This is a genomic window from Burkholderia sp. AU28863, from assembly GCF_002223195.1.
Lineage (GTDB): Bacteria > Pseudomonadota > Gammaproteobacteria > Burkholderiales > Burkholderiaceae > Burkholderia > Burkholderia sola.
The window spans coordinates 1,054,174-1,075,027 of record NZ_NKFE01000005.1 but is presented as its reverse complement, the minus strand read 5'-3'; the positions used below and the strand labels follow the sequence as shown (position 1 = coordinate 1,075,027).

At 67.9% G+C, this 20,854-nt stretch carries 19 protein-coding genes; 9 read left to right on the top strand and 10 right to left on the bottom strand.

Translation table 11 applies throughout. The features are described from left to right. Positions 1-11: 11 nt before the first annotated feature. Genes CFB81_RS21325 through CFB81_RS21310 form a run of 4 tightly spaced genes read left to right on the top strand, consistent with a single transcriptional unit; the run spans position 12 to position 4,953 of the window. A complete protein-coding gene (locus CFB81_RS21325) occupies positions 12-1,241 on the top strand; it encodes an efflux RND transporter periplasmic adaptor subunit (RefSeq protein ID WP_089436423.1) in 1,230 nt (409 codons plus the stop codon). 5 nt (positions 1,242-1,246) lie between these two features. Then, on the top strand, positions 1,247-2,758 hold the full coding sequence (locus CFB81_RS21320) for an efflux transporter outer membrane subunit (RefSeq protein ID WP_089437095.1): 1,512 nt from the start codon (positions 1,247-1,249) through the stop codon (positions 2,756-2,758). 33 nt (positions 2,759-2,791) lie between these two features. Beyond that, positions 2,792-3,487, top strand: a complete 696-nt coding sequence (locus CFB81_RS21315) for a heavy metal response regulator transcription factor (protein WP_069616487.1) — start codon at positions 2,792-2,794, stop codon at positions 3,485-3,487. Continuing rightward, positions 3,484-4,953, top strand: coding sequence for a heavy metal sensor histidine kinase (locus tag CFB81_RS21310; protein WP_069616486.1), 1,470 nt, complete (start codon positions 3,484-3,486; stop codon positions 4,951-4,953). Before CFB81_RS21315 ends, CFB81_RS21310 begins: the two co-directional genes overlap by 4 nt. A gap of 85 nt (positions 4,954-5,038) precedes the next feature. Here CFB81_RS21310 and CFB81_RS21305 read toward each other — a convergent pair whose 3' ends face one another. The 4 genes from CFB81_RS21305 to CFB81_RS21290 all read right to left on the bottom strand — a co-directional run bounded on the left by CFB81_RS21305 (position 5,039) and on the right by CFB81_RS21290 (position 9,856). Then, positions 5,039-6,082, bottom strand: coding sequence for a helix-turn-helix domain-containing protein (locus CFB81_RS21305; protein ID WP_069616485.1), 1,044 nt, complete (start codon positions 6,080-6,082; stop codon positions 5,039-5,041). A gap of 142 nt (positions 6,083-6,224) precedes the next feature. Then, positions 6,225-7,751 (bottom strand): amidase, encoded by a 1,527-nt coding sequence (locus tag CFB81_RS21300; RefSeq protein ID WP_069616484.1) that lies wholly within the window; start codon positions 7,749-7,751, stop codon positions 6,225-6,227. A 55-nt stretch (positions 7,752-7,806) separates the two neighbouring features. Beyond that, complete coding sequence (locus CFB81_RS21295; protein WP_089436422.1) at positions 7,807-8,865, bottom strand: phenylacetaldoxime dehydratase family protein; 1,059 nt, start codon at positions 8,863-8,865, stop codon at positions 7,807-7,809. A 94-nt stretch (positions 8,866-8,959) separates the two neighbouring features. Beyond that, complete coding sequence (locus CFB81_RS21290) at positions 8,960-9,856, bottom strand: transporter (RefSeq protein WP_089436421.1); 897 nt, start codon at positions 9,854-9,856, stop codon at positions 8,960-8,962. Between the two features lie 522 nt (positions 9,857-10,378). Between CFB81_RS21290 and nthA the strand changes: the two genes are divergently transcribed. The 4 genes from nthA (at position 10,379) to CFB81_RS21270 (ending at position 13,709) form a co-directional block, all read left to right on the top strand. Further along, a complete protein-coding gene (gene nthA / locus CFB81_RS21285) occupies positions 10,379-10,978 on the top strand; it encodes a nitrile hydratase subunit alpha (protein ID WP_069616481.1) in 600 nt (199 codons plus the stop codon). 44 nt (positions 10,979-11,022) lie between these two features. Next, on the top strand, positions 11,023-11,676 hold the full coding sequence (nthB, locus tag CFB81_RS21280; protein ID WP_089436420.1) for a nitrile hydratase subunit beta: 654 nt from the start codon (positions 11,023-11,025) through the stop codon (positions 11,674-11,676). Further along, positions 11,673-12,935 carry a GTP-binding protein gene (locus CFB81_RS21275; protein WP_089436419.1) on the top strand — a complete coding sequence of 421 codons (1,263 nt, stop codon included), beginning with the start codon at positions 11,673-11,675 and terminating at the stop codon, positions 12,933-12,935. The genes nthB and CFB81_RS21275 overlap by 4 nt, the downstream gene beginning before the upstream one ends. Positions 12,936-13,121: 186 nt before the next feature. Next, positions 13,122-13,709, top strand: coding sequence for a LysE family translocator (locus CFB81_RS21270; RefSeq protein ID WP_089436418.1), 588 nt, complete (start codon positions 13,122-13,124; stop codon positions 13,707-13,709). A gap of 12 nt (positions 13,710-13,721) precedes the next feature. Here the strand turns inward: CFB81_RS21270 and CFB81_RS21265 are convergent, their stop codons facing one another. Next, positions 13,722-14,567 (bottom strand): AraC family transcriptional regulator, encoded by an 846-nt coding sequence (locus tag CFB81_RS21265; protein ID WP_089436417.1) that lies wholly within the window; start codon positions 14,565-14,567, stop codon positions 13,722-13,724. A gap of 160 nt (positions 14,568-14,727) precedes the next feature. Between CFB81_RS21265 and CFB81_RS21260 the strand changes: the two genes are divergently transcribed. Next, positions 14,728-15,522, top strand: a complete 795-nt coding sequence (locus tag CFB81_RS21260) for an SDR family NAD(P)-dependent oxidoreductase (RefSeq protein WP_089436416.1) — start codon at positions 14,728-14,730, stop codon at positions 15,520-15,522. Between the two features lie 39 nt (positions 15,523-15,561). On the opposite strand, the gene CFB81_RS21255 is transcribed toward CFB81_RS21260, so the two are convergent. From CFB81_RS21255 to CFB81_RS21235, 5 genes are all read right to left on the bottom strand, one after another. Continuing rightward, positions 15,562-15,936 (bottom strand): hypothetical protein, encoded by a 375-nt coding sequence (locus CFB81_RS21255; RefSeq protein ID WP_069616475.1) that lies wholly within the window; start codon positions 15,934-15,936, stop codon positions 15,562-15,564. A gap of 220 nt (positions 15,937-16,156) precedes the next feature. After that, complete coding sequence (locus CFB81_RS21250; RefSeq protein ID WP_089436415.1) at positions 16,157-17,227, bottom strand: AI-2E family transporter; 1,071 nt, start codon at positions 17,225-17,227, stop codon at positions 16,157-16,159. A 140-nt stretch (positions 17,228-17,367) separates the two neighbouring features. Further along, positions 17,368-18,477 (bottom strand): NADH:flavin oxidoreductase/NADH oxidase, encoded by a 1,110-nt coding sequence (locus CFB81_RS21245; protein ID WP_089436414.1) that lies wholly within the window; start codon positions 18,475-18,477, stop codon positions 17,368-17,370. A gap of 139 nt (positions 18,478-18,616) precedes the next feature. Beyond that, positions 18,617-19,303: a type 1 glutamine amidotransferase domain-containing protein gene (locus CFB81_RS21240; protein WP_089436413.1), complete on the bottom strand. Its 687-nt coding sequence runs from the start codon at positions 19,301-19,303 to the stop codon at positions 18,617-18,619. Between the two features lie 370 nt (positions 19,304-19,673). Continuing rightward, positions 19,674-20,702, bottom strand: a complete 1,029-nt coding sequence (locus CFB81_RS21235) for a substrate-binding domain-containing protein (protein ID WP_089436412.1) — start codon at positions 20,700-20,702, stop codon at positions 19,674-19,676. Between the last annotated feature and the right edge of the window lie 152 nt (positions 20,703-20,854).

The window sequence follows — 20,854 nt, the reverse complement described above, 5'->3', positions numbered from 1 at the left end:
TGGTTGAATTCATGGAAGAGAAACATCACAGCGCCGTCGGCATCCAGGTGGACGAACACGGCATGCACCTGCCGGCGCGCGCGTCGGTGTCGCGACGCGGGCGGATCGTCGCGATCGTGATCGGCGTGCTGCTCGTTGCGGGCGCCGCGCGCACCATCGTCGTCAACGTGCTGAACCGGCACCACCTCGACGCGGTCGCCGAGCAGAACACGCGCCAGTACGTAACCGTCGTGCATCCGTTCGACGCGGCCACCGGCGGCAAGCTGACGCTGCCGGGCACGCTGCGCGGCTTCGTCGAGGCGCCGATCTATGCGCGCGCCAGCGGCTACGTGCTGCGCTGGCAGGCCGACATCGGCGCGCACGTGAAGCAGGGGCAAACGCTCGCCGAACTCGACACGCCCGAGCTGAACCAGGAACTCGCGCAGGCCACCGCGCAGCGTCAGCAGGCGCAAGCTGCGCTCGCGCTCGCGAAGACGTCGTTCGACCGCGCGCAGCAGTTGCGCCAGCGCGATGCCGTGTCGCAGCAGGAACTCGACGACCGCCAAGGCGCGTTCAGCCAGGGCGCCGCGAACCTCGCCGCGGCCGACGCGAACATGCGCCGCCTCACCGAGCTGAAGGGTTTCCAGCGGATCGTCGCGCCGATCGACGGGATCGTCACGCAGCGCAACGTCGACGTCGGCGATCTCGTCAATTCGGGCAACGCCGGCCGCGCGCTGTTCACGGTCGTGCAGGCCGACCGGCTGCGCCTGTACGTGCAGGTGCCGCAGGCGTATGCGCAGCAGGTGAAGGTCGGCCAGCACGTGAGCGTTGCGCAGGCCGAGCTGCCGGGGCGGACCTTCGACGGGACGATCACGCGCACGTCGCAGGCAATCGACGTCGCCACGCGCTCGCTGCAGATCGAGATCACGCTGCCGAACCCGGACGGGCGGCTGCTGCCCGGCGCATACGTGCAGGCGACGCTGCCGATGACGCCGGTCGGCCGCCTGCAGGTGCCGGCCAATACGCTGCTGTTCCGCGCCGAAGGCCCGACGGTCGCGACCGTCGATGCGAACGGCAAGGTCCGGCTGAAACAGGTGACGGTCGTGCGCACGATCGGGCAGACGCTCGAAGTGGACGGGCCGATCACGCCGAACGATCGCCTCGTCGCGAACCCGAGCGACGCGCTCGCGACCGGCGACGCGGTCGTCGAGCAGGCGCCGGCGGCGCAGCCGGCCTCGGCCGTCGCGGGAGCGAAGTCGTGAGTGCGATACGCACCCGCGTGCACCCGGCCGCGGTCGGCGCCGTCGCGATCGTCGCGGCGGTCGCCCTCGCCGGCTGCACGCTCGGCCCGGATTACCGGCGCCCGGCCGTCGACACGCCGGCCGCGTGGCGGCTCGACCCGGCCGACGGATACTGGCAACCGGCCGCGCCGGCCCGCGCGCCGCTCGATCCGGCCTGGTGGACCGCGTTCGGCGACGCCCGGCTCGACGCGCTGGAAGCCGATGCGCTGCGCAACAACCAGAACCTGAAGGCGGTCGCCGCGCGCTACGACCAGGCGAAGGCGACGCTCGCGTCGGTCGCGTCCGCGCAGTATCCGGCCGTCGGGCTGAACGCGAGCGGCCAGCGCTTCAGGATCTCCGCCGACCGGCCGCAGACAAACTACGCGACGAAGAGCATGTCGACCGTGCAGAACGAGATCCAGGTCGGCGCGGCGGTCAGCTACGAACTCGACCTGTTCGGCCGGGTGCGGCGCAACGTCGAAGCCGCGCAGGCCAGCTCCGAGCAGGCGCGCGACGATTTCGCGAATGCGCGCCTCGTGCTGAGCGCCGATCTCGCATCGAGCTATTTCGCGCTGCGCGAGCTCGATACCGAGATCGACGTCGTCAGGCGCTCGATCGAACTGCAACAAAAGGCGCTCGATTACGTGAGCGCGCGCCACGACCTCGGCGCGGTGTCGGGCCTCGACCTGTTGCAGCAGCGCGCGCAGCTCGACGCGACGCGCACGCAGGCGCAGTTGCTGATCCAGCAGCGCGCGCAGGTCGAAACCGCGATCGCGACGCTGGTCGGCACGCCGGCCCCCGCGTTCTCGCTGCCGCCGCGCGTGGTGCCGATCAACGCGCCCGCGCTGCCGACCGGCATGCCGAGCGACCTGCTGCAGCGGCGCCCCGACGTCGCGTCGGCCGAGCGCGCGATGGCCGCCGCGAACGCGCAGATCGGCGTCGCGCGCGCCGCGTATTTCCCGCGCATCACGCTGTCGCCGGACATCGGCTGGGACGCGACGCGCTTCGCCGGCCTGTTCACCGTGCCGGCGCTGCTGTGGTCGGTCGGCGGGTCGCTCAGCCAGCCGCTGTTCGAGGGCGGCAAGCTGAAGGCCGGCGTCGATTTCGCGCAGGCCGGCTACGTCGCCGCGCAGGCCAGCTACCGGCAGACCGTGCTCACCGCGTTCCAGGAGGTGCAAAATGCGGTGACCGGCCTGTCGGTGCTCGCGCAGGCGGCGCAGCAGGCGTCGGCGGCCGTCGACGACGCGCGCAAGCTCGTGTCGCTCGCGCAGGACCGCTACGCGGGCGGCCTGACGCCGTTCATCGACGTGCTGACGGCCCAGCAGCAGTTGCTGACGAGCGAGCGCCAGGCCGTGCAGATCCAGGGCCAGCGCGCGGCGCTCGTCGTGTTTCTCGCGAAGGCGCTCGGCGGCGGCTGGGACGGCGCTGCGTCGAACGGCCCCGCGCCGTCCGACGTCGCGTCGGCGGCCCCGCCGCGCGGCGCGAGCGTCGGCCCTTGACCCGCCCTTAACCTGGTTACGCGGACAACCACCATGAAAGTGCTGATCGTCGAAGACGAACCGAAAGTCGTCGAATACCTGAAGAGCGGCCTGACCGAGGAAGGCTGGGTCGTCGATACCGCGCTCGACGGCGAGGACGGCGCGTGGAAAGCCGTCGAATTCGACTACGACGTGGTCGTGCTCGACGTGATGCTGCCGAAGCTGGACGGCTTCGGCGTGCTGCGCGTGTTGCGCGCGCAGAAACAAACGCCGGTGATCATGCTGACCGCGCGCGACCGTGTCGACGATCGCGTGCGGGGCTTGCGCGGCGGCGCCGACGACTACCTGACCAAGCCGTTCTCGTTCCTCGAACTGATCGAACGGCTGCGTGCGCTGACGCGCCGCGCGCGTGTGCAGGAATCGACGCTGATCTCGATCGGCGACCTGCGCGTGGACCTGATCGGCCGCCGCGCGACCCGCGACGGCGCGCGGCTCGACCTGACCGCGCAGGAATTCCAGTTGCTCGGCGTGCTCGCGCGACGCAGCGGCGAGGTGCTGTCGAAAACGACCATCGCCGAACTCGTGTGGGACGTGAACTTCGACAGCAACGCGAACGTGGTCGAGACGGCGATCAAGCGCCTGCGCGCGAAACTCGACGGCCCGTTCGCGGACAAGCTGCTGCACACGATCCGCGGGATGGGCTACGTGCTCGAGGCGCGCGACGACGGCGACACGGAGCGGCGCGCATGAAACGCTCGATCATCCTGCGGCTCTCGGCGATGTTCGGCATCGTGTCGCTGCTCGTGTTCACGCTGGTCGGCTGCGGGCTGTTCGTGATGATGGAGCGCCAGTTGTTCGCCGAATTGCGCGCGACGCTCGACACGCGCGCCAAGGTCGCCGCGATGATCGTGTCGCACGCGACCACCGCCACGCGCGGCCGCCTGATGCAGGAAAAACTCGCCGATCTCGAACCGCCCGACGGCTCGACGCACTATCAGGTGATCAGCACCGACCCCGCGTTCCGCTTCGGCAGCCCCGTCAACGGCGTGCCGCTCGATCCGCCGTTCGGCGCGTTCCAGCGCTACCAGCTCAACGACAGCAGCTACGCGGTGATGACGAAAACCGTCACGCTGGCCGGCGCCGGGGAGCGGCCGACGCTGCAGCTGGTCGTCGCGACGTCGTGCGAGCGTACGCAGCGGATGCTGCGCCGCTTCGGCTGGACGCTGGCCGCACTGATCGCGACGGCCACCGTCATCACGCTGCTGCTGAGCCGCGCGGTCGCGCGCTTCGGGCTCGCGCCGCTCGACCGGCTGTCGCAGGACGCGGCGAGCGTGAGCGCGACGAACCGCCGCCAGCGGCTGCACACCGACGCGCTGCCGACCGAGCTGCGCGATCTCGCGACGTCGTTCAACGGCGCGCTCGAACGCATCCAGCAAACCTACGCGCGGCTCGAAGCGTTCAACGCGGACGTCGCGCACGAGTTGCGCACGCCGATCAGCATCCTGATCGGCCAGACCCAGGTCGCGCTGACGAGCCGCGACCGCTCGGTCGACCGGATGCGCCAGACGCTGCAGTCGAACCTCGAGGAATTCGAGCGGCTGCGCGTGATCATCAACGACATGCTGTTCCTGTCGCGCAGCGACCGCGGCGAACGCGCGACCGACCTGAAGGACGTGTCGCTCGCCGACGAGGTGCGGCGCATGCTCGACTTCCTCGAGATCCCGCTCGACGAGGCGCGGTTGCGCGCCGAACTGCACGGCGATGCGCGTGCGGCCGTCGATCCGTCGCTGTTCCGCCGCGCGATGACGAACCTGCTGATCAACGCGATCCAGCATTCGGCGCCGGGCGCGACGCTGAACGTGACGATCGCGCGCCGCGACACGCTCGTCGAGATGGCCGTGTCGAACCCCGGCGAGCCGATCGATCCGGTGCAGCGCTCGCACGTGTTCGAGCGCTTCTACAGGCTCGAGGAAGCGCGCGCGAACAGCAAGGAAAACCACGGGCTCGGGCTGTCGATCGTCAAGGCCGTGGCCGAGATGCACGGCGGCGGCGTGTTCGTCGCGTGTTCCGGCGGCGTCAATACGTTCGGCTTCTCGGTGTCGACGCAGCCGTGGTCGGGCGGGCCGCTGCGCGCGGCCGACGCCCCGGCCGATTCCAGCGATTCCGCTGATCCGCACGGCGCTCGCCCGGCGCACGTGCCGCGCGCGTTGCATTGACGGCGGCCACGGCGGCCACGCCCGTCGACGTCCAGCCGCTTCCGATCGGCGCTTGCCTGCCGCGAACGCGGCCCAGGACGACGCGTTACGCGCGCGGCTTGCCGCCCTGCTCGCGCCACGCCCGCGGCGACATCGCGAACCGCTCGCGAAACACGCGACTGAAATGCGACATGTCGTTGAATCCCCAGCGCAACGCGATGTCGGACACGCGCAGCACCGCGCATTGCGGATTCGCGAGATCCTGCGCGCACCGCTCGAGTCGCAGGTTCAATACGTAACGCATCAGCGACGTGTTTTCGGCCTCGAACAGCTTGTTGATGTACCGCGACGAAATCCCGATCGACCGCTCGATCATCATCGGGCTCAGCTCCGGATCGTGCAGGTGCTCGAGCAGATGCCGCTTCACCCGCGTCAGCGTCAACGTCTTCATCCTCGATTGCGCGAGGTCGTTGCGCTGCATGCCCCCGAGGGTCATCGCGATCAGCGAGATCGCGGTATCCGACAACTGCCGCATCTCGTCCTCGGTCACGCTGCCGATCTGCGACGACATCTGCTCGAGAAACGCACGCATGACGCTGCCGACGCCCTGCCCGGTATGCGTCGGGCAGGCCGTGCGGTGCTCCATCCCGACGACGAGCTGGTTCAGCGTCGCGCGCGGAATGCTGACGACGATCTCGCGCCACGACTGGCCGAACTGCAGGTGGTGAGGCCGGGTCGCGTCGTAGATCGCGAAATCCCCGGGGTGCAGCGTGACGATCTTGCCGTCCTGCTCGACCGATTGGCTGCCCTCGAGCATCAATACGCCGAAATACTTGTCCTCATACTCGCTGCGCGCCTGGCGATAGCGCCGGATCACGGCCTGCTCGCTGGCGTAGATTTCCGAGATCCGCATCTTTTCGCATTTGCGCTGCCGCACTTGGCCGAAGAAATCGGCTTTCTGCACGGCCGCGATCTGCACGTCCGCGAACAAACGCAGAATCGTCTCGCGCCAAAACTCGATACGCTGGCTGACCGAGCCGTCGGTCGCCACCTCGATCGCCGAATTCGTCCATTGGTCCGGCGGACTGTCGTCGGCCGCCGGGCCGGGCGCGTCGCCGCTCGCGGCGCGCGGAAAAGGACGCATCGTCATGGTCGTGCCCCACATCGTTTAGCCAACATGCAGCCGGTAGCGTGCCCGTTCAAAAGCGCCTTGTCCAATCGGCAACCGTGCAAGCCGCGTTGCCGGTCGGACCGACATGCGGCGCGGCGGCGATGCGCTGCCGCGCCGCATGTCACGCGAACGTCGTCTGACGCCAGTCGGAAGACTGTTCATACGCATAGGCGCAGCGGTAGAGCGTCGCCTCGTCGAAGCGGCGCCCGACCAGTTGCAGCCCGATCGGCAGATCGTCGGCCACCCCGCACGGCAGCGACATGGCCGGATGCCCGGACACGTCGAACGGCGCGGTATTCGCGAGCATCTCGAACGCCCGCGTCAACGACTCGGACATCGCACAGCCGGGCTTCGGCAGTTCCGACGCGCGCATCGGGACGGTCGGCATTAGCAATACGTCATACGATTGCAGCGCCGCGTCGTAATCCGCTCGCAAGCGTCGCGCCAGGTTCTGGCACTTCGCGTAGTAGCGCCCGCGATACCGGCTCGTGAAATATTCGCCGAGCAGCATCGTCACCTTCACGGTATCCGGCAGCTCGTCGGCGCGCTCGCGCCAGCCCGCGTGATGATCGATCATGCCGGTCACGTACAGGCCGCCCCAGTTGAAGCCGTGGCTGTTGCCCTTCATCATCTGCTGCGTCGCACCCTCGGCCGCAATCGGCAGCCAGATCGCGGTGCCGGCCGCATGCAGCGGCACCGACACTTCGTCGACGCTCGCGCCCAACTTGCGCAACCGGAGCGCGGCGACCCGCACGGCCTCGTCGACCACGCTCTCCGAATTCGCGAGTCCGAACGCCTCGCGCAGAATGCCGATCCGCAGGCCCGCGATGCCGTCGCGGATCGCGCCGAGATAATCGGCGCGCGGCGGCAACATCCGTTGGCGCGGATCGAGCCCGTCGTCGCCCGCGATGACGTCGAGCAGCAGCGCGTTGTCGAGCACGCTGCCCGTCATCGGCCCGAGATGATCGACGGTCGCCTCGATCGGCATCGCGCCGGTGTACGGCACGAGCCCATGCGTCGGCTTCATTCCGTAGATGCCGCAATAAGCGGACGGGATTCTCACCGAGCCGCCCTGGTCGCCGCCGAGCGCCATGTCGACCTCGCCGCTCGCGACCAGCGCACCGCTGCCGGACGACGAGCCGCCTGACGAATATCCGGCCTTACGCGGATTGTGCACCGGCCCCGACGCGCTCGTGTGCGAGCCGCCGGAAAAACAGTAGTACTCGCAGGTCGCCTTGCCGGCGATCGTCGCGCCGGCGTCGAGCACCCGCGTGACGACGGTCGCGTCGATATCGGGCACGTAGCCCTCGAACGTGCTCGCGCCATTGCGCATCGGCACACCGGCGACGCAGATGTTGTCTTTCACGGCCACCGTCTTGCCACGCAGCTTGCCGTCGGCGGCGCCATGGATCGTGCTCTTGCGCGCCCATGCGCCGTAACGGTTCTCGTCGCCTTCCGGGCGGTAGCCGGGCGTGCGCGGATACGCGACGACGGGCAGATGGTCGGGCAGCGCGTCGATCGCGTCGTACGCGTCGAAGTTCGCCTGCAGCGCATCGTCGTATTCGGCGAGTTGGCGGGAATCGACATGAAAGCCGAAGCCGGCTGCAATGTCGGACAGTTGTTCGCGGGTCGGGCGTTTGATGGCCATCGACGTTCTCCAGTTCGGTAAGCGGCGCCGCGAGCCTGGGCGGCGCCGGCGGGATTCATCGCGCGACGGCGACGGCGTCGCGCATCAGCCCGGTGCGCGGATGACAGTTCACGTATTCGTAGACCTGATGCTTTGCGTCGAAGACGGAAACCTCGTGATACAGCCGCAGTTTCGACAGCCCGGTGACGACGCGGAAGAACGTGACGAAGATCCGCAGGTGCGTCGGGTGAGATTCGGCCCACCGCTCGAGGCGGTCGAGCGAGCGCCAGTGGCCGATGTTGTAACTCTCGTCGAGCTCGTTGCCGTCGAGATCGATCGAGCGCACGTAGCGGTTGCTGTAGCAGCCGACGTCCTTGCCGTTGTCGCGCAGGAACTCCATTCCGCTGCGCAGCGTCGGCTCGATCTCCTCCAGATACAGTCGGCGCTCGTCAGTCTCCGCGGCGCGCCAGTCCTGACCGGACCGAATCAGCGCGATGTTGTCGTGTGCCAGTACGACCACGCGGCCGCCGCGAGCCGGATCGCCGTCGACGATGCGCAACTCGCCGTTCGCGTTCATCCAGTCCGTCTGCGAGATCGGGAACCGGTCGCGCATCGATCCCCAGTAGCCGTGCTCCTCGATCTCGCCGCTGACGCCGTCCATGATCGCGCCGACGCCGGGGAAATCGCTCGTAAATGCGTAAAGCGTCTCGAACTGCTCGGCGCGCGGCGCGACGATTTCCCTGAAGTAGCCGATCCCGTCCGCGAGGCGTGCGTCGGAGGTCCACCATTCGACGAGCGCCGGCGACGCAATCCAGCGCGCATACGCGGCCGGATCGCGCCAGTAGCCGACGGCAATCAGGTTCTCGTGGTCCTCGTCGTCGGTGTGCTGCGTCAGGTCGAAATTGTTCGGGCCGTCCTGCCCGCCGAAATCGGCGACGATCCGGCGCAACGCGGCCAGCGCCGCCGCGCGCTTGTCGGCGCCGCGATACTGCACGCCGAAATAGCCCATCACGACCTGGCTCAGGTCTTCGGCGGCACGGGCGACGTACATCGGGAACGGCGGCTGGTAATCGTCGGCGACGCGGCGTGACAACTTCCGCGGGCAGATCAGGTGTTTGTCGATGGCGGATTCCATGCATGACCTCTCTGGAAAGGGAATCGGGTGTCGAGGGTTCGACGTGGGCGCAACGAACGACATGCACCGGCCATATCCCGGCGCATGCGGACCGTCAGAAGATGTGCGCGTAACGCAGGCCGGCGAGCACGCTGTTCTTCGGGCCGTTGCGCACGCTCAGGTCGGTGCCGAGCTGGATTTGCACCTGGTCGGCCTTCGTCACGAACTTCGCCGCGGTGATCCGCAGGCGCGTCGTGCGCAGCGCGTCGTTGTTGTCCGCGCCGTCGACGCTGGTTTCGCCGCCCCAGAGCTGGGTGATGCCGATACCGAGCGACGTGCCCGGATCGGGCATGTAACGCACCATCGCCTGGGCGCTGTAGCTCATCCGCTGATGCAGCGTCGCACCGCTCGCGCCGTACGACGTGTTGTTGCCGTACCAGATCGCGTCGCCGACGAGATCGAGTGCCCACTGCGGCGAAAAGTGCTTGACGTAGGCTGCCTGGAAATCGAGCGACCAGCGGTTGGCGCCGAGATTGAGCCCACGGTTCTGGTCGTAACTTCCGGTCGGCGCGTAAACGTAGACCGTCGCGGCGACGACGTCCTTCGCTTCGTTCAGCCGGAATTTCAACGGCGTGGTCAGGATCACGTCGCCGACACCGTTCGTACTGCCAAGCGCGCCAGCGCTGCCGAAGCTGCTGATGTGACCGAACGGCAGCAACACCTGCGGATCGATCGTGAGCCTGTCGGTGAGCTGGAACACATGCAGCAGGCGGGCGATGCCGACATTGGACTGCAGGTCGAAATCCGACGTCCGGTGGCCATTCGCGTAGTACGCGTTCGTCGCGGAATAGTTGTAGTACAGCACGCCGATCGTCGCGCCAACCGGATACTGCTCGTAGTCGCCGGGATCGACCTCGACCGCGCCCGCGTAATGCGATGCGACGACCATCAGCGACAGGCCGATCCACCGCGCGATTCGCTTCAGTTTCATTCTGTTGACGTTGTCCATCATGCTCCTCACCTGGATGCGCAGACACCGCCACGCTCGACGTACGACCAATGGAGACCGTTGCCGGAGCGTGGAATCGCGGGGTGCTGGCTGACTGTTGTTCCGCCGGTACTCGAGGGAGTGCCGACGATTCGCGACATCGAACGGCCGTCGCTTGAGGGTGAGAATAGAAAGGCAAAATCCGCATTTCTGTTTTCCGGCGGAACAAGAAATTGGCTGTGGCGGGCCTCCTCCGCCAGCGTCCTGCAGCGGGCGCAAAACGTGCGCCGGCGGCCGCCGTTTCGTGCCGGGCGCGCGGTCGATGCCGCGAATCGTTGCGAATCGCCGCGTATCCGTTGCGCATCGGCGCCTGCCGCGCAACGGGGCCGTCTCGGCATAGTTTCCGATCCGTGCCGGCAAAGAACCGCGTTTTTTCTCTTCTTACCCTGCTCGTCGAGCGTGACCGACATGACGCGCCCATCCCCCGCCACGGCAGTCGCAACGTCGTGGCGGCGGTCGCCCCGAACTACGACAAGGAGCCCCACGATGAACACGATTCCTTCCGAGGAAACAGCCTCGACGCCCGGCGAACGCGCCTGGGCGCTGTTTCGCGTGATGAAAGAGAAGAACCTGATCCCCGACGGCTATATCGAAGGTCTGACCGAGCTGATGTCCACGACCTGGGATCCGGCCAACGGCGCGCGCATCGTCGCGCGCGCGTGGGTCGATCCGGCGTTTCGCGAACTTCTGCTGAAGGACGGCACGGCCGCGTGCGCGCAGTTCGGCTACACCGGCCCGCAGGGCGAATACATCGTCGCGCTCGAAGACACGCCGACGCTGAAGAACGTGATCGTCTGCAGCCTGTGCTCATGCACGAACTGGCCGGTGCTCGGGCTGCCGCCCGAGTGGTACAAGGGCTTCGAATATCGTGCGCGGCTCGTCCGCGAAGGACGCACGGTGCTGCGGGAGCTCGGCACCGACCTGCCCGACGACGTCGTCGTGAAGGTCTGGGATACGACCGCTGAAAGCCGCTATCTCGTGCTGCCCGTGCGGCCGGCCGGCAGCGAGCACATGACCGAGGAACAACTGCGCACGCTCGTCACGAAGGACGTGCTGATCGGCGTGGCGCTGCCGCGCGCGCACTGACGCGCACCACGTTTCGCTCTCGACCTTCAATTCGGAGATCTTATATGGACGGCTTTCACGACCTCGGCGGATTCCAGGGTTTCGGCCCGGTGCCGCATACGATCAACAGTCTCGGCTACAAACCGGTCTTCAAGGAAGACTGGGAGCATCTCGCATACAGCCTGATGTTCGTCGGCGTGGATCAACTGAAAAAATTCAGCGTCGACGAGGTACGTCACGCAGTCGAACGCATCGACGTGCGCCAGCACGCCGGCACGCGCTACTACGAGCGCTACGTGATCGCGACCGCGACATTGCTCGTCGAAACCGGCGTGCTCACGCAGGACGAACTCGACCGCGCGCTCGGTTCGCACTTCCGGCTCGCGAACCCGCCGCGATCCGGCGGCCGGGCGGCCCCGCCCGACTCGACGCGGTTCGAGGTCGGCGATCGCGTCGTGGTTCGCGACGAACACGTCAGCGGGCACATCCGCGCGCCCGGCTACGTTCGCGGCAAGGAAGGTGTCGTGCTGCACCGGACGACCGAATCGTGGCCGTTCCCGGATGCGATCGGCCACGGCGACACCAGCGCCGCGCATCAGCCGACCTATCACGTCGAGTTCCGCGTGAAGGATCTGTGGGGCGATGCCGCCGACGACGGCTATGTCGTGGTCGACCTGTTCGAAGGCTACCTGGATCGCGCGTCCGCGCAGAGCGCATGACGACGCCGGCGAATCGACACGTGCCGGCCGCCCCGCCGCCGAGGATTCCGGTCACCGTGCTGTCCGGCTTCCTCGGCGCGGGGAAGACGACGTTGCTGAACCATATCCTGCGCAATCGCGCCGGCCTGAAGGTCGCCGTGATCGTCAACGACATGAGCGAGGTGAACGTCGACGCCGACGACGTGCGGCGCAACGTCGAGCTGCATCGAGGCGAGGACGAACTCGTCGAAATGAGCAACGGCTGCATCTGCTGCACGCTGCGCGCCGATCTGCTCGAGCAGATCAGCACGCTGGCGCGGCAGCATCGCTTCGATTATCTGCTGATCGAGTCGACCGGCATTTCGGAGCCGATGCCGGTGGCGGAGACGTTCGCGTTTCTCGACCGGGACGGTTTCAGCCTCAGCGAACTCGCGCGGCTGGACACGCTCGTCACGGTGGTCAACGGCGAGACGTTCGAGGACATGATCGCGTCGACCGAACCGGTCACGCGCGACGCCCCGCTCGCGAACGGCAACGATGCCGATCCGCCGCGCAAGCTGTCGGACCTGCTGATCGAACAAGTCGAATATGCGAACGTGATCCTCGTGAGCCGACTCGACCGGATCGGCCACGCGGGTTTCGAGCGGCTGCGCGCAATTCTGGCGTCACTGAATCCATCGGCGCGAATCCTGCCGATGCAGCACGGCAAGGTCGATCCGTCGGACGTGCTGGATACGCGGCGCTTCGATCTACCGGCGCTCGCCGAATCGCCGGGATGGATGCAACGCATGCAGGCCGACGAACGCCCGTCGGAATCGGATGCGTACGGGATCGCGTCGTGGGTCTATCGCGAACGTGCGCCGTTTCATCCGGCGCGGCTGCTCGCATGGCTGCGTCGCCCCTGGACCAACGGCCGACTGCTTCGCTGCAAGGGCTATGTGTGGGCTGCGCACCGATATGCCGAAACCGCCCTGCTCGTGCAGGCCGGCGACACGTTCCAGTGGGGTTACGTCGGCCGATGGTGGCGGTTTACGCCACCGTCGGACTGGCCGCACGACGACTATCGTCGCGAGGGTGTGCTGAAGAAATGGGAAGAGCCGACAGGCGATTGCCGACAGGAAATCGTGTTCATCGGGCAGTCGATCGATCACGTCCTGTTGCGCCGCGATCTCGATGCGTGCCTGCTGACGGTCGAAGAAATCGACGCCGGCCCGGAGTCGTGGCGCCGGCTTCCGGAAGCCGACGCGTTCGATGCACTGGCGACGCCCGCCCATCCGTGAAGTGGGACTCGATGGCGTCGGCGGCAGCGCCTGCGTCGTGTCGCTTTCGGTCGGCCCGTGAGCGCCTCGCGCGGTTCAGCGTGACGTAATACCGACCGCACCGCCGACGGCAGTTTTCTTCAATACGGGCCGACGCGGCGCCCGTAGTCTCGATGCGACTTTCAACATGTCGCATGGAGACACCTGATGAGCATGCTGGTTTCGATGGCCGCGTTCGCGCTCGCCTCGTCGATCACCCCCGGTCCCGTCAACATCGTCGCGCTCAGCGCGGGCGCGCGCCACGGCCTTGGCGCGAGCCTGCGCTACGCGGCCGGCGCGACGCTCGGCTTCGTCGCGCTGTTCCTGCTGATCGGCCTCGGCCTGCACGCGGCGCTCGCGCGCTGGCCCGTGCTGACGACGGCCACGCAGTGGTCGGGAATCGCGTTCCTGCTATACATGGCGCTGCGGCTCGCGCTCGACGACGGCCGGCTGGCGGCCGATCCGGACGCGGCCGGCCCGTCGGCGGCGGCCGGCGCGGCGATGCAGTGGCTCAATCCGAAGGCGTGGCTCGCGTGCGTGGCCGCGATGGGCGCGTATGCATCCGACGGCGACCGCGCGCAGGTCTGGCAGTTCGCCGCGCTGTATCTGGTGATCTGCTTCGCGTCGATCGCATCCTGGGGTTATGCGGGCGCGTCGCTGCGGCACCGGCTCGCGAACGCGCGGCGCATGCGCGTGTTCAACCGGCTGATGGCGCTGCTGCTCGCGGGGAGCGCGCTGTTTCTGCTCGACGTGTAGCCGCCGTCGCGTTCAGCGCCTGGCGCTGCGGTACTGCCCCGGCGTCGCGGCCGCGATTCGCCGGAATGCACGCTGGAAATGCGCCTGGTCCGCAAAGCCTGCGTCGAGCGCGACTTCGGCGATCGGCCGGCCGCGGCGCAACTCGGTGCGGCCGTATTGCACGCGCCGATCGATCAGGAACGCATGCGGCGTCATCCCGTAACGCGCATTGAACGCGCGGATCAGGTACGACGGCGACAGGTCGGCCGCCGCGCAGATCGCATCGAGCGTGACGGCCTCGCGGCAATGGGCGGCGATGTAGTCGGCCGCGCGCGCGAGCTTCACGTTGTCGTCTCCCGGCCGCGGCTCGGGCAGTTCGCGATCGAGCGCGCCGTGCAGCGCCGCGAAGAATTCGACCGCCGCGCTCTCCTTGCCGAGCGCATCGATGCCGGGCGACACCAGCGTGCGGTAGAAGCCGTCAAATTGCGCGAACAGATCGCCGCGCTCGGTCAACTTCGGCGAAAACCCGTGAAAATCGCGATTCGGATCGCGACCGAGCGAATGTTGCAGCCGCGCGAGCCATGGCACGTCGACATAGACCATCCGGTACGCCCACGCATCGGGACCGTACGGATTGCATGCGTGGACCTGCTCCGGATCGATGATCACGAGCACGCCGCGCCCGACGTGCGCGTGCGTCGCGCCGTTCACGTACGTGCTCGTGCCGCCGACGATCGCGCCCACCGAAAACGTGTCGTGCGTGTGCTTCGCATAGCAGATCGCGCGCCCGTCGTCGACGGTACGCGCCTCGATGAACGGCAGCGCGGTATCGCGCCAGAATGGCGACGATACGGCGGATCGGTTGGCGGTACGGCTCACGCGGCGGGCTCCCGGTTCGAACGGCGAACGCTCACCGTACAAGACTGTGCGGCGCCGCGCAACAGCGAGCCGACGCTTCGCGGCTGGATCGCCTAAGCTTTGAATTCGGCCGCCGCGGCACACGCGGCGGGTTCCGCTTTCTCTTCCAACCGGTACACACATGCAGATCGATCTGAAAGGCAAGACCGCGGTCGTCACCGCTTCCACCGCCGGCATCGGCTTCGCGATCGCTGAAGGACTCGCGCGCGCCGGCGCACACGTCGTCGTCAACGGCCGCAGCGACGCGTCGGTGCAGTCCGCGCTCGGGAAACTGCGCGACGCCGTGCCCGGCGCAAGCTTCGACGGCGTCGCCGCCGACCTGTCCGACGCGGCCGGCGTCGCGCGCGTCACGCAGCACACGCCGAACGCCGACATTCTCGTCAACAATGCGGGCATCTACGGCCTGAAGGCGTTCTTCGACATCGACGACGCCGAATGGGAACATTTTTTCCAGATCAACGTGATGTCCGGCGTGCGGCTGGCGCGGCATTACCTGAAAGGGATGATCGAACGCAATGCCGGGCGCGTCGTGTTCATTTCGTCGGAATCGGGCCTGAACATCCCCGTCGACATGATTCATTACGGGTTCACGAAAACCGCGCAGCTGTCGATCGCGCGCGGCCTCGCGAAGCTCGCGGCCGGCACCCGCGTGACCGTCAATTCGGTGCTGCCGGGGCCGACGATGTCGGAAGGCGTGCGCGAGATGCTGAAGGCGCAGGCCGACGAAACGGGCCGCAGCATCGACGACATTGCCGTGGAGTTCGTACGCAGCGAACGCGCGAGTTCGATCATCCAGCGGCCGGCGACGACGGAGGAAGTCGCGAACCTGGTCGTGTACGTATGCTCGCCGCAGGCCTCGGCCACGACCGGCGCGGCGTTGCGCGTCGACGGCGGCGTGGTCGACACGATAGCGTGACGGCCATATGACGGGCTCGTGCCGCGCGTGGCCGCCGCACTAGCGCGACGCGCGCTTGCCAGACTGAAGCGTGCCCTTGCGATCGGCGTCCATGCAGGTATCGAAGCCGGACTGCGTGACGACGCCGGCCTTGTCGAACACGACGAAGTACGCGCGGTGATCGTTGCCGTGCTCGATGAAGTAGTTGTAGCAGACGCCGCCGCCGTTACGGACCATCCAGACGCTGCGCGGGTTGCCGGCGGCGCGGACGACGTCGGCGCGCGTCGCGCCGTGCCGCGACGCGGCCCGTGCAAGCGGCGTGCGCGAATACGAGAACGGCAGCCACGAGTCGAACCACGCACAGCCATGCAACATCAGGCAGCTGGCGGCCAGGGACAGCGTCGCTGCGGGACGGGCCATCGGAATCAATCGCATGCTCGGGAAATCTGCTGCGCCATACCGGCGTGATCGAAAGCCCCATGCTACTCGACCTTTGGGTCCGGATCGAAAAGAAATGTAGAGATCTTTATCCGGATCCCTGCGTTTGCGGGCCTTCGCGCCGGCTGAATCGTCATCAATCGTTGCAGCCGGCGTGCGCGCATGCGCATCCGCACCACCGCACCGTTGTATCGAACCGGTGCAACGGCATGCGCGATCAGGCGATCCATTCGGCCCACAGCATCGTCAGCACCGTCATCAGCGCGGGGCCGACGAACAGCCCGATCAGGCCGAACGTCTCGGCGCCGCCGAGGATGCCGAACAGCACGAGCAGGAACGGCAGCCGTGTCGAACCGCCGATCAGCACCGGCCGCACGAAGTGCTCGGCGACGAACACGACGATGAACCCGAGCACCGCGATCACGACGGCCCACATGGTCGCCCCCTGCACGAACAGCCAGAGCGCCGCGCCGCAGAACACGACCGGCGCGCAGAACGGCAGCATCGCGGCGACCGCCGTGACGAGCCCGAGCAGCGCCGCGTGCGGCACGCCCGCGAGCGCATAGGCGATGCCGAGCAGCGCGCCCTCGCCGAGCCCGACGACGACGAGTCCCGTCACAGTGCCGTACACGGCCGCGACCATGCGCTCGATCAGTTCCGCGCCGTTACGGCCGAACGCGCGCCGCGCGCCCTGCAGCAACGCGCCCGACAGCTTGTGGCCGGCGCGCAGGATCACGAACAGCGTGACGAGCATGAAACCGAATTCGAGCAGCACGTGCGCGAGCTTCGTGCCGAATTGCCGGCCGAACGCGATGAATTTCTCGCCGTTGACGCCGTGCATCGCGGTGGCCGCATGCAGCGGATGGCCGAGATTGGCCTGCCACCATTCGGTGATCTGCGTCGCGCCGTACGGCAACCGGCCGATCACGTCCGGCAACGGGATGCCGTTGTCCTGGATCGTGTGCAGCCACTCGCGCAGGTCGTGCGCCTGCGCGATCGCCTGGGTCGTCGCGACCGCCACCGGCAGCACGACGAGCAGCGAGATCGCCGCCGTGATGACGGTCGCGATCAGCGTCGGCCGATTGCGGAACAGCCGGTGCGATTCGAAGCACTTCAGCAGCGGCCACATCGCGATGGCGATCACGCACGCCCATGCGATGGCGGGAAGGAAGTCGCGGATCACCCACAGCGCGAGCACCAGCAGCGCCGCATACAGCGCGACGCGGGCGACCTGCTGGGCGCGCGGCCGCGCGGCGGAATCGGGAGACGACGGGACATGTGCGCCCATGGCACCTCTGTCGAAATGAAAAAATGGCGGCTCGCCCAGGCAATCGGCCCGGACGAACCGCCATTCTATCCATCGGCGCCGGATCGGCGGCACGCGCGATCGATGCGCGGACCGCCCGCCGCCGCGTCGCCGCGCGCCGGTCAGGCCACCTTGTCGGCGATCCGGTAGCGCTCGAGCCAGTGCGCGTACGGCGCGGGCAGCGTCCACGACGGACGCTCGACGCCGAGCTGCTTGGCCGCGTAGTACGGCCAGTGCGGGTCGGCCAGGTGTGCGCGGCCGACCATCACGAGATCGAGCTGCTCCTCCGCCACCACGCGGTTCGCCAGTTGCGGCGTATCGATTCCCCACGCGGACGACACCGGCAAGCCGGCCTCGCGGCGCACGCGCTCGGCGACCGGCGCGAGGAACGCCGGGCCCCACGGAATCTGTGCGTCGGGCGTCGAGAAGCCGACCGACACGCTCAGCATGTCGAGCCCTTCCCGCTTCATCCGCTGCGTGAGCGCGATCGACTCGGCGAGCGTCTCTTCGTCTCGGCCGTCGTATTCGATCACGCCGAGGCGCGCGGTCAGTGGCAAGTGCTCGGGCCAGACCTTGCGAACGGCCGCGAGCGTGTCGACGAGGAAGCGGCCGCGGTTTTCCGCCGAACCGCCGTATTCGTCGGTGCGCTGGTTCGAATGCACCGAGAAGAAGCTCTGGCCGAGATAGCCATGCGCGAAGTGCAGTTCGAGCCATTCGAAGCCGAGGTCGCGCGCACGCCGCGCGGAGGCCACGAAGTCGGCTTGCACGCGGGCGATGTCGTCGTGCGTCATTTCGCGCGGCACCTTCGGCAGGTGCGCGCCGAACGGCACGGCCGACGGCGCGATGGTCTGCCAGCCGCGCGGATCGCCGTCGGCGATATGGTCGTCGCCTTCCCACGGGCGGTTCGCGCTCGCCTTGCGGCCCGCGTGCGCGATCTGGATGCCGGGCACAGCGCCGGCCGCCTTGATCGCCGCGACCGACGGCGCGAAGGCTTCGGCCTGCGCGTCGTTCCACAACCCCGCGCAGCCCGGCGTGATGCGGCCTTCCGGCGACACGGCCGTCGCCTCCGCGATCACGAGGCCCGCGCCACCGCGCGCGATGCCGGCCAGATGCACGTGATGCCAGTCGTTGACGACGCCGTCTTCGGCGACGTACTGGCACATCGGCGGCACCGCGATGCGGTTACGCAGCGTGACATCCTTGAGTTTGAACGGTTCGAACAGGGCAGACATCCACGACTCCTTTGTTGGGTTCTGCAAAACGGCTGGGAATGCGCCGTGCGCGACGCACGGCGCAACGATGCGGGCCGTCGGCGGGCCGGGTGCGCCCGGCGACGGCAAGGACGAGACGCCGGCCGAGCCGGCGCCGTGTTCAGCGGTGGCCGAGCTTCGCGAGCAGCGCCTCGGCCGCGGGCGCCGACGACGCCGGGTTCTGCCCGGTGATCAGCAACCCGTCGGTGACGACATGCGGCGCCCAGTCGGCGCTGCGCTCGAATTCCGCGCCATTGGTTTTCAGCATGTCCTCGACGAGGAACGGCACGACTTCGGTCAACTCGACGGCCGCTTCCTCGCTATTGGTGAAACCCGTCGCGCGCTTGCCGCGCACGACCGACTCGCCGGTCTGCGGGTGCTTCACGTGGCGCAGCACGCCCGGCGCGTGGCAGACCGCGGCGACCGGCTTGCCGGCCGCCAGCATGCGCTCGATCAGGCCGATCGAATGCAGGTCCTCGGCAAGATCCCACAGCGGGCCGTGGCCGCCCGGGTAGAACACCGCGTCGTAGTCGTCCGCCGACACATCGGCCAGCTTGCGCGTCGACGCGAGTTCGGCCTGGGCCGCCGCATCGGCGTCGAAGCGGCGCGTCGCGTCGGTCTGGGCCGTCGGATCGCTGCTCTTCGGGTCGAGCGGCGGCTGGCCGCCCTTCGGCGACGCGAGCGTCAACTCGACGCCCGCATCCTTGAACGTGTAGTACGGCGCGGCCAGTTCCTCGAGCCAGAAGCCGGTTTTCTTGCCGGTGTCGCCGAGCGTGTCGTGCGAGGTCAGGACAACCAGAATCTTCATGATCGGACACTCCTTCGAAAATGAACGGGGAACGGGGCCGCACGTCGACGCGGCGCACCTGTCGGTTAGTCCGCCCGCGCGCGGCAACGTGCGATTCATTCACCCGCATGCGATATACGCCTATTAGACCAGTCGTCTAGAAGCGGCCGAAATAAAACGACGGCGTCTCGCGGCATGAAGCTGCCGGGGACGTCGCCGCATTCACCGGACCGATGATATCCGTGAATTAGACCGGTCGTCTAGAAGAACGCGTATTCGCCCCTGCCATCGTCATGGCCTTTGCGACGGGGGCGCAGTCCGGCATCGCCGTCCCACCCTCCACCGTTTGCCCGCGGCAGCCGGCCGCTGCCGTCGCGCCGGCTCCCGACGATTACCCGCGCAAAGGCCCGTCCGTGTCCCCCGCTTCGATGACTGGCGCTTCGAGCCGGTGATCGCACACGCCGTCGTCCAGCAGCCGCAGCATCAGCTCCGCCAGCGCGCGGCCCGATGCGTGCCCGGTCGGCTGCACGACCGCCGTGACACGATACGGGTGCGCGATATCGGGCGGCACGCCGTCATAGACGATCAGCGACATGTCCGCGCCCAGGCGCAGCCCGCTGTCGACCAGCGCGCGAAACGCGCCGCCGCCCGCGATGTTGTTGTCGACCAGCAGCGCGGTCGGCGGCTCGCCGCGCGCGAGCAGCGCGCGCGCCGCCTGCTGGCCGCCGTCGTGCGTAAACGCGCACTCGACGAGCAGCGCCGGATCGGCCTCGATACCGGCTTCGCGCAATGCCGACAGATAGCCGGCGCGCCGCTGCGCGGCGAAATTCAGCCCCAGCGGCGCGCTGATCATCGCGATGCGCCGATGCCCGAAGCCGATCAGCCGGCGCGCCGCGTCGCGCGCGCCCGCCTCGTTGTCGAAGTCGAACCACGCATACGGGCCGGCCGCCTGCGTGCGGCCGTACGCGACATACGGAAACGCGCTCGCTTGCAGGTACGCGAGACGCGGATCGTCGACCCGCGTGCGCGCGACGATCAGCCCGTCGACGAGCTTGCCGTCGACGATGCGCCGATAAGTGTCCAGTTCCGCGTTCGGTCGCGCGGACGCGATGATGAAATCGAGATTTCGCTCGGCGAGCCGCTCGGTGATGCCCGCGACGACCTCGCCGAACCGCGGATCGCCGAGATCGCCGGCGCCGAACGGATAGACGATGCCGATCATGTCGGCCCGGCCGGTCGCCAGCCGGCGCGCGGTCGGATCGGCCACGTAGCCCATTTCGCGCGCGGCCTTCGCCACGCGCTCGCGCGTCGCCTCGCTGACGTCGTCGTAACCGTTCAACGCGCGGCTGACCGTCGTCCGCGACAGACCCAGCGCATCCGACAGCGCCTTCAGATTCACCTTCACCGTCATTCCTCGCATTCGCCGCCCCGCCCGGTCGCCCGATGCCCGGGACGCGCCGACCTGGTAATTATTTCCATTGAGTAATCATTACCGTCAAATAAATATCTTTTGCGTTCCAAACCGGTTTGAAATAGCATCCAAACCGGTTTGGACATCGATGCCCACTCAGC